The 13,406-nt window shown below is 44.1% G+C and carries 11 protein-coding genes; 8 read left to right on the top strand and 3 right to left on the bottom strand.

The features are described from left to right. On the top strand, window positions 1-715 hold a 715-nt coding region (locus B3763_RS17945; RefSeq protein WP_286748261.1), incomplete at its 5' end, for a sigma 54-interacting transcriptional regulator. A 109-nt stretch (window positions 716-824) separates the two neighbouring features. On the opposite strand, the gene B3763_RS17940 is transcribed toward B3763_RS17945, so the two are convergent. After that, window positions 825-1,640: a hypothetical protein gene (locus B3763_RS17940; RefSeq protein ID WP_189629004.1), complete on the bottom strand. Its 816-nt coding sequence runs from the start codon at window positions 1,638-1,640 to the stop codon at window positions 825-827. 344 nt (window positions 1,641-1,984) lie between these two features. On the opposite strand from B3763_RS17940, the gene B3763_RS17935 reads away from it, so the two are divergent. The 5 genes from B3763_RS17935 to B3763_RS17915 all read left to right on the top strand — a co-directional run bounded on the left by B3763_RS17935 (window position 1,985) and on the right by B3763_RS17915 (window position 5,862). Continuing rightward, window positions 1,985-3,073, top strand: coding sequence for a hypothetical protein (locus B3763_RS17935; RefSeq protein WP_189629005.1), 1,089 nt, complete (start codon window positions 1,985-1,987; stop codon window positions 3,071-3,073). Beyond that, complete coding sequence (locus B3763_RS17930) at window positions 3,051-3,680, top strand: LysE family translocator (RefSeq protein WP_286748259.1); 630 nt, start codon at window positions 3,051-3,053, stop codon at window positions 3,678-3,680. The genes B3763_RS17935 and B3763_RS17930 overlap by 23 nt, the downstream gene beginning before the upstream one ends. 3 nt (window positions 3,681-3,683) lie before the next feature. Continuing rightward, a complete protein-coding gene (locus B3763_RS17925; protein ID WP_189629007.1) occupies window positions 3,684-4,367 on the top strand; it encodes a Crp/Fnr family transcriptional regulator in 684 nt (227 codons plus the stop codon). A 218-nt stretch (window positions 4,368-4,585) separates the two neighbouring features. After that, window positions 4,586-5,263 carry a head GIN domain-containing protein gene (locus B3763_RS17920; protein ID WP_286748257.1) on the top strand — a complete coding sequence of 226 codons (678 nt, stop codon included), beginning with the start codon at window positions 4,586-4,588 and terminating at the stop codon, window positions 5,261-5,263. Window positions 5,264-5,385: 122 nt separating this feature from the next. Then, window positions 5,386-5,862 (top strand): nuclear transport factor 2 family protein, encoded by a 477-nt coding sequence (locus tag B3763_RS17915; RefSeq protein ID WP_286748255.1) that lies wholly within the window; start codon window positions 5,386-5,388, stop codon window positions 5,860-5,862. 537 nt (window positions 5,863-6,399) lie between these two features. On the opposite strand, the gene B3763_RS17910 is transcribed toward B3763_RS17915, so the two are convergent. Beyond that, window positions 6,400-7,893, bottom strand: coding sequence for a RagB/SusD family nutrient uptake outer membrane protein (locus B3763_RS17910; protein ID WP_286748253.1), 1,494 nt, complete (start codon window positions 7,891-7,893; stop codon window positions 6,400-6,402). An 11-nt stretch (window positions 7,894-7,904) separates the two neighbouring features. Next, window positions 7,905-11,063 carry a SusC/RagA family TonB-linked outer membrane protein gene (locus tag B3763_RS17905; protein WP_189629010.1) on the bottom strand — a complete coding sequence of 1,053 codons (3,159 nt, stop codon included), beginning with the start codon at window positions 11,061-11,063 and terminating at the stop codon, window positions 7,905-7,907. Between the two features lie 261 nt (window positions 11,064-11,324). Here B3763_RS17905 and B3763_RS17900 point away from each other — a divergent pair, with 261 nt between their 5' ends. Together B3763_RS17900 and B3763_RS17895 are read left to right on the top strand one after the other, a co-directional pair. Continuing rightward, a complete protein-coding gene (locus tag B3763_RS17900; protein ID WP_286748251.1) occupies window positions 11,325-12,068 on the top strand; it encodes a lysophospholipid acyltransferase family protein in 744 nt (247 codons plus the stop codon). Between the two features lie 50 nt (window positions 12,069-12,118). Then, window positions 12,119-13,267: a hypothetical protein gene (locus B3763_RS17895; protein WP_286748249.1), complete on the top strand. Its 1,149-nt coding sequence runs from the start codon at window positions 12,119-12,121 to the stop codon at window positions 13,265-13,267. Window positions 13,268-13,406 lie beyond the last annotated feature (139 nt).

The raw sequence follows: 13,406 nt of genomic DNA, 5'->3' as shown, positions 1-13,406 counted from the left end.
TGGTCATGAAAAAGGAGCTTTTACGGGAGCTATTAACCGTAAAATTGGCCGTTTTGAGTTGGCTCACGAAGGCACCTTGTTTTTGGATGAAATTGGAGAATTGCCGCTTGAGCTCCAATCTAAATTGCTTAGAGCCTTGCAAGAAGGTGAGTTTGAGCGGTTGGGAAGTACTGAAACCATAAAAGTAGACGTGCGGGTAATTGCGGCTACCAACCGACAGTTGGATAAGGAAGTGGAGGACGGTCACTTCCGTGCCGATTTGTTTTACAGGCTCAACGTGTTTCCGGTACATAGCCTCCCACTTCGTGAACGGAAAGAAGATATTGCACTCCTGGTAAAATACTTTACCCATAAATTTGCCGGCAAACTGGGTAAACGAATCAATAAAATACCCAAGCGCTACCTCAATGCCTTACAGGCCTACGATTGGCCCGGCAACATTCGCGAGTTGGAAAATGTAATTGAGCGGGCTGTAATTCTTTCTCCCGGCCACCAATTGGAGTTAGGCGATTGGATTCCTAAGCGTGCCCACGCCACACACAAAGAAGAGTTCGATACGTTGGAAGCTTTTGAGCGCAAGTACATTCTGGAAGTTTTGCAAAAAACGGCCTGGCGTGTGAGTGGAGAAAAAGGGGCCGCCAAAATTTTGGGAATGAAGCCAACTACTCTTGAAAGCCGCATGAAGAAGCTTGGAATAAAAAGAGGGCTCGATTAAGCGTATCGTTCTGAAAATCAATTGCTTGTCCACTTCAAAAAAAGCAAGGATTGCGATTTCTGCAACCCTTGCCGTACTATGCGAAAGCCTTTACCGAAGCTGTTGCCCTTTACAATTTGAGTACAATATCGATGGCCGGAAAACCACCCTCAAAATAGAGGAGGTCTACGGTCACTTTTTTGGCAATGTAACGCAATCCGCCAGAGATTACCGATGACTCACCCGGCAATAGGTAATTCTCAGTAATAAGTGCCAGGCGACCTGTGAGGCGTGTAATTCCTGCAACAGTGATTACTCCGCTATTGTCAATTTCTCCCTGGGCAAAGGCATAACCGGTACCTATGGTAAGCTGATGTTCGTGTGTTCCGTAAGTCACCAGGCCGTTTATAGTACCAAGGCTCACATCGGCTATTGAAGATGCAATGGTAAGATAACTTACCGAGGCCGCTACATTGAGTTTAGGGGCCACGGGAACTCCGTATTTGGCATTGGCAAAAAGCAGAGGATTACCACTAAAGGTGCTGATTAACTCAAGACCACCCGTAAGGCTTAGCCTATCGGTAACACCGTAGCTCACTAAGTTAAAAACACCATAAATGTTTTGGTAGTAACCTTCGCCTTTAGGTAGAGTATAGGCCGATTGTCCTATAAAATATCGGGTAGGGTTTGGGTTTGGAATTCTTCCTTTCGGGTCTAGCCGAATGATTCGCCTTATTTCGTTTTTCTGAAAGGTTAGCAACCCCAGGCTTTCGCTACGGATGACGATACTTGCATCATTTTCAGAAATGAGTTCACCATTAATTTCCGATTTATCCTCCAAATAGATTATGACCATTTGCGGAGACGATTGGCGCGAATCGTCTTGAGCATAGACGCTAAAAAATGCTGTGCCTAACAGGCAACAGACCAGAATAAATTTGTTCATTGTTTTCCTGATATTTCGTGAGTATAAAAATGTTATAGACCTTCTCTCTTCAAAAACACAGCCAAGATATCAATTAAGCTAGAAATTTTTTTGACTATTTTATTCCTGATATTTCATGTAATTCCTGATATATCAGGAAAAAGTCAAAGACAAATCAATCCTTTTTATTTTTCAATTTGCTGAAAATCAGCGTATTAAGTGTGTTAAATACAGGTTGGCACGTAGATTGTCAAGTGAATGACGGTTTTGCAGACGGCAAAACGACATCGTTTGGTAAGACTCTTTTCCGGAAGTTGCTTAAGCTTCGTAAATGAAATCAGTATGTTTAACTTTCATTACAATTAATGAGAAACAAACTTCCGCTTTTTTGGGTAAGGCTACTTTACTATGAGTATTGGCCCTATTGGATATTCTTTCTGCCCTTGGTGCCCTATTGGCTCTATTTATCGTTGAGAGCGAGGTCGTTCACCTACTTTACGGCCGCCAATCCTGGTATTGAACATGGTGGGGTGTTTGGTGAGTCGAAACGGCAAATCCTGGCCAAAATAGATAAGAAGTATCTTCCCAGGGCCATTTTCTGTAAGCAGAGTGAGTGCTGGGCAGTTGTTGAGCAACGCTTGATTGATGAAGGTTTGAATTATCCGGTTATAGCTAAGCCCGATGTGGGTGAACGCGGTAGCCAGGTGGTAAAGATTGAAAGCGACTCGGCCCTGCAGCAATACCTGAAAGAAGCCGGTGAACCTTTCATTGTGCAGGAGTTTATCGATTATCCTCTTGAGTTGGGTATACTGTATTATAGGTTGCCCATTAGCGGAAAAAGTGGCATCACCTCCATTGTCAGGAAAGAGTTTCTGACAGTCCAAGGCAATGGAAAGAGTACGCTCAGTGAGCTTATTAAGACCAATGAACGTGCTCACTTGCAATGGAAAACCCTGAGCTTGCGGTTTTTTTCCCGGCTTTCTGAAGTTATTCCGGAAGGAGAGAAGATACTTTTGGAGCCCATTGGAAATCATTGCAAAGGCACAAAATTTCTAAGTGCCCAGCACCTCATTAATGCCCGGTTGGTGGAGGTTTTTGATCGCATTTCCGCCTCAATTGAAGGTTTCTGCTTTGGTCGATTCGACCTGAAAGTTGCTTCTGTTGAGGCCCTGCAGAAAGGCGAGCAGATTCGTATACTGGAGTTGAATGGTGTTACTTCCGAGCCAGGTCATATATATGACCCTTCACTAAACTTGTGGAGAGCCTACAGAGATACAGCTCGGCATATGCGCGTTATGTTTAGGGTGAGTCAGGAAAACCGTCAGTTGGGTCAGCCAGTCACTCCTTTGCCGGAACTTGTAAGGTTGCTGAGGAAACACTTTGGTGGCAAAAGAGTAGCAGAGGTTGCTATGTCTAATCAAAAGTTGAGCAATGCTCTTGGAGGTACTCAGTAGTCTGGCGTTGGCAACAGTTATAAGCTTTGCCGGCTCTGTACAGTTGGGGCCAGTAAACTTTGGCACCCTACACACTGCACTACACAAGGATAAAAAGTCGGCCATACGTTTTGGTTTTGGGGGTAGCCTACCTGAGCTGCTGTATTGCGGCTTGGCGGTTGCCGGAGCCGGTTGGCTCGGTAGGTTTGAACAGTGGCAAGAAATATTGCAGTACTGTACAGTGGTTGTGCTGTTTGTTTTTGGGGTGTATTTGTGGTTTCAGAAAAGCCATTCACCAGAAGGACAAAGTTCAATTCAAACCTCAAAAGGCAACGAGCTGCTGGTGGGTGCCACCTTTGGACTGCTCAACCCTCAGCTTTTCCCTTTCTGGCTGGTGGTAATTACCAACCTGAAGAGCTATGGACTCATTACATCGACCCATGTGGTGGTACAGGTAGGGTTTGTGGTGGGGGCTGCTCTGGGGGCGTTTCTGTTGCAGCTATTGGTGGCCGAAGTTACCTCCCGAAAACGAGAATTTATTTACATGAGACTTACGAGAAACTACAATAAAGTACTCGGTGCCATCATTGTTGGCATCGCCATTTTACAACTATTAATTAACCTCTAGATTATGCAAAAGGAAATGAAGTATTGGTATCTGAAAAACTTCGATTTGTTTTCAGACCTAAACAAAGAACAGATCAATGATCTTTCGGAAATTGCCCGATTTGTGCGAATGAAGAAAGGCCAGTCTATTTATTTCGCCAACGAACAGGCCAGAAGATTGTATTTTCTGATTAACGGAAAGGTGAAAATTAGCGAAATCGATGGTTTTGGTAATGAGCTTATCAAGTCTATTGTCTTGGGAGGAGAGCTTTTTGGAGAAGTACCCAGCTATAATTTTAAGCAAACACAGGAGTTTGCCGAGATTCTTTCGAGCGAAGTGATAATTTGCTCTTTTCATCTGGAAGAGTTTGAAACCATCATGCAAAAGCATCCGGTGTTAGCCTTGGCTTTTGCCCGAAAAATGACCGAAAAACTGCAAGGTCTTGAGACCCGCTATACCAACCTGGTTTTTAAAGATGTAAAAGCGCGCCTGAAGTCTTTCTTGTTTGAGTGGGCCAATAAAGAAGGTAAACCGGAAGAAGAAGGACTGGTGATAAAAAACTATCTTACGCATAGCGAAATTGCCAATATTATAAGCTCTTCGAGGCAGACCGTGACAACCCTCATCAACGAACTTAAAGAGGAAGGCGTAATTAAATACTCCAGAAGGGTAATTACTATTCCGAACCTTCAGGCATTTGCCGCTTAATACCACTGGCCAAAAGCCAACACACATTTCCTATTCACAAGAGAGAGATTTAGAAAAGCCTTCAACATTTTGTTGGAGGCTTTTTGCTTTTAAGCCCATTTTTGGTTTTGAACCTCTTTTTTCACAAATGGTGTTATTAAAGCTCCCTTAAATGCCGCGGGCATGCAACCCAAGAGCCGCAGCCATAGTCTCTACCTACAGTTTCTAAAACCAAAAACATGAAAACCATTATTACTTTTTTGAGCCTGGCTATGGCTTTTACGCTGGTTGCCCAGGAAAATGACACCAGAAAACTGAGCTCGTTTAATGAAATTAGAGTCTCTGAGGGTATAGATCTTGTGGCCCAAAAAGGGGATGACAATTCAATTAGTATTGAAGTTTCGAGAATAGATATCGAAGATGTAATTACCGAGGTAAGAGGAGGTAAGCTTTATGTGCATCTTTCACGCGGAAACCATCGAAGCAACAAGGTGAGGGCTACCCTTACCTATACCGGGGAGCTTAAGGAAATAGAAGTAAATACCGGGGCTCAGGCTGAGTTTAGAACTGAAATTTCTGTTAGCCGTTTGAGCGTCACTAGCTCCACATCGGGCTATGTGCGCCTTGTAGCAAAGGCCGAAGAAGTAGATCTTTCAGCGACTACATCGGGCCGAATAGATATTGATGGTACTACAGACGAGCTGGAAGCTACGGCCTCTACCGGGGGTACTATTTATGCATATGATCTTACCAGCAACAGTGCTTATGCCCGGGCCAACACAGGTGCAGATGTACGAATCAATGCCGAAAGGCGGTTGAGAGCTAGTGCCGGTACGGGAGGGTCTGTCAGGTACACCGGTAGTCCAAGAACAGACGTTCGTAGTAATACTGGGGGTAGTGTGCGCAGGGGAGGATAATTAGCAAGTTTCAAAGACTACTCCCTTTCATCTTCGCATAGCTTTGCTGGTTAGAGAATTTTTTAGGGCAGCTCAGAAAGTTGTAATTTCAATTCTTTGTGGCCCTTTCTAAACAATCAGTTATGTATAAGATGAACAGAACATGTGTATTTGCCCTTTTTGCCGTCCTATTCTGTGTGACAGCTCCCCTACAAGCTCAAGACGATGCTGCTGAAATAAGAAAAACTATTATGACCATGTTTGACGGAATGCGCGAAGGCGATTCGGCCAAAGTACATTCGGTAATGATGAAGGATGTGATTTTTCAGCGCGTGGCAAAAAACAGGGAGGGTAAGACGGTAGTCTCCAATAGCGATTTTCAGCGGTTTTTAGTAGCCGTTGGCACCCCTCACGAGAAGGTGTGGGACGAACGAATTGAGTTTGGCCCGATATTGATCGATGGGGATATGGCCTCCGTCTGGACACCCTTTAAGTTTTACTTGGGAGATACTTTTTCTCACTGCGGGGTCAATGCTTTTAAGCTTTGCAAAACAGAAGAGGGGTGGAAGATTTTTCATTTGGTAGATACCAACCGGAGGGATAACTGTGCCATGAACTAGGCCGGCATCAGTACTTATTTTTGAACACTTTTGGGGGCAATGCAAAAAACCCTGACAAAGTCAGGGTTTTGCAAGCAAAGAGTTAGGTTTCATCCAATTTCTTACGATGGTGCCGTGGATGACCGTCCACCATCTGTTTCATTAAATTCGGGGTCAAAACTAATGAGGCGTACGACTTTAAAAAACTATTTGCGAAAAATATTCCGATAAAATTCTACGGTATGCCTATGCCGGAGCATTATAAGTAGGAATGACGGTCCGAACCTGGCAACACTCCTTAAAATTAACCTCGATTGATTTAGTCAGAATTGTACACAGGCGGGCTTCAATGGCCAGTGTCAGGCCATAAAAAAACTGTCTCAAAAACTCCCTGCACTTTGTCCTTCCCCCTGTAGAAACCCCGGTTCTTAAAAACTGGAGGCCGTCATTCGGTTGCGGATCAGAAATGTGAAAAGGATGTCTTTGAGACAGTTTTATTTTAAGAAGACAGGCTGAGTGCCCAAGAATTAATTCGGTGCACTCAGACCATCTAACCTCTTATGGGTTTTGCTGCAATAGTGGGTTAATGTTAATCGCACTAATTGGGAACAAGTATTGCCACTCAGGTCCACCTGGAGCCACGTTGGTAATAGCAGCGTGGGTTAGGTTAAAGCTACCTCTTTGAGGTCTGTTCAAAGGTAGGTTCAAGCGTTTAAGATCAAGGAAGTTAAACCCTTCACCCCAAAGCTCAATTCTACGCTGAACCAGTATTTCATTCAATAAAGCCTGACCGGAGTTGGTGCTTAGTACGGCATTAGGATCTCTTTCAGAAACCAATTCGAAAAGCACGGTTCTTGCGGCCACATCATTGCCCAAATGAGCGTTTGCTTCAGCTTCAATAAGAATCATTTCGGCCACACGCATCAATACTACGTCTCCATCGCCAATGGTGCCGCTGGGTAGTGCCTCGAACTTAGTGTTCATGTAGGCATATTTGGCAAAATTGCTTGGAATATTGATGGCTGCTCTTTCGGCCGGAGTAACCGCCCAAAAGCCTTTTCTTACATCGGTAGAAGGAATCAGGTCATACAAATCGGCATTGATACACTTCGGGTTGTTTCGAATGTGTGTAGAGCTGTAGTTGTAAGACATGTACGCAAAAAATGATGCGAAGAAAGTACCGTGGTCAGGAATCACATGGCTGGCCCAGATCCATCCTGAGGCACCATCGTTATTGAAACCCTGGGTCAACTCCGAATTAGGAGTGAGCGTAAAGCCCTGTCTTGCTGCGCGAGCATAGGTAATGGCATTTGCCCATTCGCCTTTAGTAAGGGCTACTCTGGCCAGAACACCATTAACCACGTTGGCTCTGATTTGCGACTTATCGGTATGGCTTACGGTAGACGATGTCAGGTTTTGAAGAGCGGCATTCAGGTCGCTTTCAATCTGATCGTACACTTCGTCTACGGTAGACCTTGCCTTAGGCTCGCCAAGGTTGTTCAAATCGTCCAGGTTAATAACAATACCTAATTGGTTGTTAGCTTCACCGGGTCGATATCTTGGAGCATAAAGTTGCACCATGTTAAAGTGGGCAAAGGCTCGGTAAAAATATGCCTGACCTTTGATGTTCTTCTTCTCATTTTCATCGCCTTCAATGGCATCAATTGAATTGATGATGTTGTTGGCATTGGCAATCATAGAGTAGAAGTAGTCATAGGTGTGGGTTACCAAAGAGCTGGAGTTGTCTCTATGCTCAATCCACTTGTGCACGTTGATGAACCAACCACTACCTCGTTGTGGGTTTACCACATCGTGTCCTAAGAAATCGTAATTGATCATCATGTTACCGTATCCGGCTCTCTCATCTTGCGAACCGCCTACTCCGTACATGTGTCTGTGAATACCTTCGAGTGCTGCTCTCTGGTTTTCAATAGTACCAAGCACCTGGTCAGAGCCTAATTGGTCTGTTGGGAAGGTGTCCAGAAAGTCCTCGCTGCATGAGCCCACGGCTAATACGAGCAAGAGCAAAAGTATATTTGAAATGTATTTCATTGTCTTAATTTTTAGAAGTTTAGGTTAACACCCAGTGTGATAACTCGCGATGGAGGGTACAGACCCACGTTTTGAGTACCATTGAATGTTTCCATAGGGTTCATCCCTTTTCTTGCACTTAGCCAGAACAGGTTTTCTGCCGATACATACATTCTAAGCCCATTGAGGCCAAGGTTTTGTACAGTAGAACGTTGGAATTGATAACCCAGATTTATGTTTCTCAGGTTCAGGTAAGAAGCATCGGTCAACCAGCGGTCTGAAGTAGCAATAATGTTCACATCGTTGTTGATGGAGAGCTTAGGTACGTCAGTAATATCGCCAGGCTGTTTCCAACGTTTGGCTATGTCTTTGTGTACTGCACTGGCATCGTCAGTACTCATTAAGCTTTGGTAGTTAGAGTCGTAAATTTTACCACCAATACTATAAGAGAAGAGTACAGAAAGCGTAAAGTTTTTGAACGATACAGTGTTGGTGAAGGCACCATACACATCAGGAATAGAAGAACCATTGTAGGTATACAAGGCATGGTTTTGGTTGTTTGTCAACTGAACACCATCTACTGTTTTGAATACGTTGTTTGGTGCTTCTTCAGACTCCGGATCGTATACGTAAAGTGGCTCACCTGTATCAGGATCTACTCCATACCAGTCTCTCAACCAGAAATCGTAGATAGAGCGTCCTTCCAGAAGCTTCTTGGTACCGGTAATGATTCCGTTTTCTCTAGAGTCTTCAGGTAGTCTTGTAATTTCGTTGCTGAACATGGTCGCGTTCAGTCCGAAGTTCCACTCAAAACCGCTGGTAGATTTAATAATGTCTACATTAATATCGAACTCAAGACCTTTGTTTACCATTCTACCTATGTTTCTGTTCTGAGAGGTATAGCCAGACTCACGAGGAATTGGTACCGAGAACAACAGGTTGTCTGAATAGCGGTTGAAGTACTCAATAGTACCTCTCACTTTACCCAGAATTTCAAAATCAATGGCTACGTCTGCAGAGGTATTTTTCTCCCAAACCAGAGCGGTGTTACCTACTGAATAGCTATAGAAGCCAGGGTTGGCAGCGTTGTTTCTTCCTGAAGAGTATAGCGTTTGAGAAGGATAGAATCCGCCTACGTTGTCGTTACCGGTCTCACCATAAGAAGCTCTCAGCTTCAACTCGTCAATCCAGCTCACACTATTCATGAAGTCTTCCTGAGTGATTCTCCAGCTGGCACCTACCGACCAGAAGTTACCCCAACGGGCATCTCTTGAGAATCTTGAGGTACCATCTCTTCTAAAAGAAACTGAAGCATAGTAACGCTCATTGTGGTTGTAGTTTATTCTGGAGAAATAACCTTCTGTTTTGTAGCGGTCAATTTGAGAGTTGGCCGATACTATGGTGGTGTAGTTATCCAACACAGGGTTATCTAGCACAATGTAGCCGGTTTTGGCTGCGTTGAAGTCGTTGTTCTTCACACTGTAGCTTTCATGACCAAACAACACATCGAAATTGTGGTTTCCACTCAAGTCGAAGGAGTAGTTGATCAATTGGTTAAAGTTTGAGGTAATGTCGAAGTTGGCACTTCTTGAAGCCCTACCCACAGGAATATAGTCACCTACAAATGGGTTGCCATAGAATTGGCCATTGAACGTACCAATATCAACACTTCCGTTTAGTGTAATACTCAGGTCTTCCATTGGCTTAATTTCTGCGAAGGCCACTGTTCTAAAGAAAAGGCTCTCATTGTAGTTGTTGTTAAGCAACATTTCTTCTGGTGCATGACGGCCCGAAGTAGTGTTCGGTCTTCTTGGAATACCAAAACGAGCATCTCCACGGTCAAAAGCACGAGAGCCGGTCATTGGATCGATAATGTAGTTGCCCTGATCATCGATGGCATATACAGGGAATATTGGCCCCATTCTACGGGCGTTATAGAAGGCGTTGGCAAACCCGGAACCACCACTGGTTACCGTATTTTGCATACGCACATCGCCAGAGTTGTTCATTCCAACTCTCAGCCAGTCCAGCACATCTACATTCACATTAGTTCTAAGGGTATAGCGTTCAAAGTCAGAGTTTTCAAACACCCCTTTTTCGTTCAAATAACCAAAAGAGGCATAGTAGTCAGCTCGTTCTGACGCTCCCTGAGCGCTGAAGTTGTACTCTTGCCGATAACCCAAACGCTCAATTGGATCGAACCAGTCCAAGTCATTTTCTGAGTATCTGATTCTGGCATTAGGGTTAATACTACCATCAGTTCCTATGATTTCATTGTTGGCCACGTTGGTGGCGTTGTAATTAAGGAAGCCAATTAATTCATTGGTGGCTTCTTGCGCTGCCTGAGCTTCTGTACGACCCTGAGTGATTTTGTCGTTTCTCAGAGCTTCCCAGTATACCTGGTAAAAGTCTAGCGGATTAATGCGCTCATACTCCTGAATACCTCTTGCTGAAACCCCTTGTTTGGTAGAGAAAGAGAAAGAAGGAGCTTGATTTTTTCTTCCTTTTTTGGTGGTGATAATTACCACACCGTTGGCCGCTCTGGCACCATATAATGAAGTGGAGGCTGCATCTTTCAATGTAGAGATAGACTCAATATCGTCAGGGTTTATCCTGTTAATGTTGCCGCTAAATGGTACCCCGTCCACTACAAAAAGCGGATCGTTGCTACCGTTTACCGAACCAATACCCCTAAGCCTGATGGCTGGGTTATCGCCTGGCTGACCGGTAGATGTTGTAACCTGAATACCCGGAGCCGATCCACCCAAAGCTGAAATAGGGCTGGTTACGGGTCTTTCCTTAATTTTTTCTGCAGTAAGTTGGGTTACTGAGCCTGTGATACTCTTTGTATCCTGAGTACCGTAGGCCACTACCACTACTTCGCCTGCATCAACTACATCGGGCACCATAGAGACATTCATGGTTGCCCTGTTTCCTACCAGTTCTTCGATGGTCTTGTAACCAAGAAAACGAAAAACGAGCACATCGTTCTCGGAACTTACGCTCACAGAGAACTTTCCGTTGACATCGGTAATCATACCACGGGTGGTTCCTTTTACTGAAACACTCACCCCCGGTAGTCCCATACCGAGCTCGTCAAGAACCGTACCCTCCACCGTACGGTTCTGTCCCATTAAACTGCTACTCAGCAGTAAAAAAATGAGGATAGTTTTGATTTTAAAATTAAGCATTATGGTTAGTTTAAATACATTCCTAACCAACAACCGGAACCGAATTATGCCGCTTTAGAATCCATATAGGGTGAAAAATGAAATATGATGGGTAAAAAATCGATTTGATTGGTAGAAGAAAAAATTGCAATATATGACTAATTCGAAATCCGATTTTTTGCAAGTGAAATCTTGCTTTTTTTGGTTTCTGGGAGTGTAAAAGTTTAGTTGGCGTAGTGCCGGTTGAATCTTAACTTAGTGAAAGATTAATTCAACAGGGGTTTGATCAAGAAGTTTATACAATACTTATATACCGGTTGGTGCGCTGTGGCCTTTGTGGTGCCCATGCTAATTCTGGCCATACCCATAATTATGCCTTTACTTATTTCCAGAAGGCTCGACTCCATTACCTATTTTTTTATTCGGTTTTGGGTGTATTGCTTTAGCCTGCTCACAGGCATTTGGTTTATTGGACATAACAAACAGGTGGTAGACCGAAAGAAGTCTTACATTTTTGTGATTAACCACACCTCGTTTTTAGACGCCCCTGCCATACCCATTGCCATACCCAGCACCTTAGTGGCGCTGGGCAAAAAAGAGCTGTCCAAAATTCCGGTATTTGGCTTGGTAGTAAACCGCCTGGCTATTTGGGTGGACAGGTCTAGTGCGGAAAGCCGAAAGGTGAGTAGCGCAAAACTGAAAGAACTGTTGCGTGGAGGAACTTCGGTATTAGTAGCCCCTGAAGGTACACGAAACAACACCGATGAACCCCTGCTGCCCTTTCGGTATGGTCCATTTCGATTGGCTATCGAAGCTCAGATACCAATTATTCCTGTAGTAATTCATAATGCCGGCCGATTGATGAAACGAGGCAGTTTGTTATTAAGGCCCGGAGTAGTACACTGTTATTGTTTGCCTGAAATTTCGGTGGAAGGCCTTACAGAGGCCGATTTGGATCAACTCACTCAAACTACTTTTGAACTCATGAAACAAAAAATCATTAGCCTCAATGAAGAAGGCCAATAGAATTGGCATTATTTTCGACATCCCATATTCCAAACCAAACATTAGGGCATATGAACACTTTTTACAAACCGCTGTTTTTAGCACTTTTTTCCCTTATAATCTGGGGCTGTGCTACTGGAAAAAATGCCTTTGACAAGGGCGATTATGCCACTGCTCTTGACCGGGCGGTGAATCGACTTCAGGCCAATCCGACTAACAAAAAAGCCCAGAATGTATTGATGGATGGCTATCGTATGGCTTCACAGTTTCATCTCAAGCGCATTCAGCAATTAAATAGAAGCAACGATCCTTTGAGGTTCGAGAGCATATACAATGAGTATACTTTTTTGAATCGGTATTACAATGACATTCAGCGATGCCCGGCTTGTCTTGATTTAGTTAATCCGAGTGAGTATTTGGTTGAGCAACAAGAGGCTGCGGTTATGGCTGCCCAGGTTCAGGTAGACATGGGCAACCAGGCTCTGCAAGCCAATACCATTGAAGCCGGTCGCCAGGCTTTTGGTCATTTTCAGAGGGCACTGCGATTTAATAACAACCTTCAGGGTATTGATAGCTTGCTCACTGAAGCACGAAATATGGGCACGGTAAAGGTTTTAATTGAACCTATTCCCACTCACTCGCGCAACCTAGAGCTAACCAACGAATACTTTGCCAATAGGATGTTCGAGTTTCTGGATGGGTTTAGCCGCGATCGTTTCGTGCAGTTTTTCTCGCATGGCGATATGGAAGCCTATGACATTCGTCCCGATCATATTCTTAGTCTTGAGTTTGACGATTTTGTGCTGGGCCAAACTCTTGTGGAATCTAAGACTAAAGAACTAAAGCGCGACAGCGTAATTGTAGGCCAGTACAAAGACAAGGATGGTGTTTCGCATGATGTATACGGCACAGTAAAGGCCAATTTTACGACTTATCGTAAAACCCTTGCTTCAACCGGCATTCTGAATTTTGAAATCAGAGATGCATACAGCAATCAGGTGCTTATTCAGCGAAAGCTGGGTGGCGAAGATATATGGCAGTATGAGTGGGCTTCTTTTAATGGAGATGAGCGTGCACTAACCAAGGAGGAGTTGCGAATGACTAAGCTAAAGGAGGTGCCGCCTCCTGCTCCTCAGGAATTATTTGCTGCTTTTATCGACAGAATCTACGATCAGGTGCTGGGGCAGGTAAGACAGCTCTATCGGAATACCCGAATATAGGCGTTGAATCCGGATTGCTAAGAAACCTGAGTTCGATGTAAGGAAGTAGTAAAATGTCCCCTTAGGACGTCATTGCGGAATTTTCCTCTGAAAACTTTACATACGCAAAGGAAAATATCCGCAATCTCATTTAGGCTCT

Origin of the sequence: Roseivirga sp. UBA1976 (assembly GCF_002336325.1) — a bacterium.
Taxonomy (GTDB): Bacteria; Bacteroidota; Bacteroidia; order Cytophagales; family Cyclobacteriaceae; genus Roseivirga; species Roseivirga thermotolerans.
The sequence above is the reverse complement of the archived record's forward strand: the minus strand, read 5'-3'. Positions and strand labels throughout refer to the sequence as shown.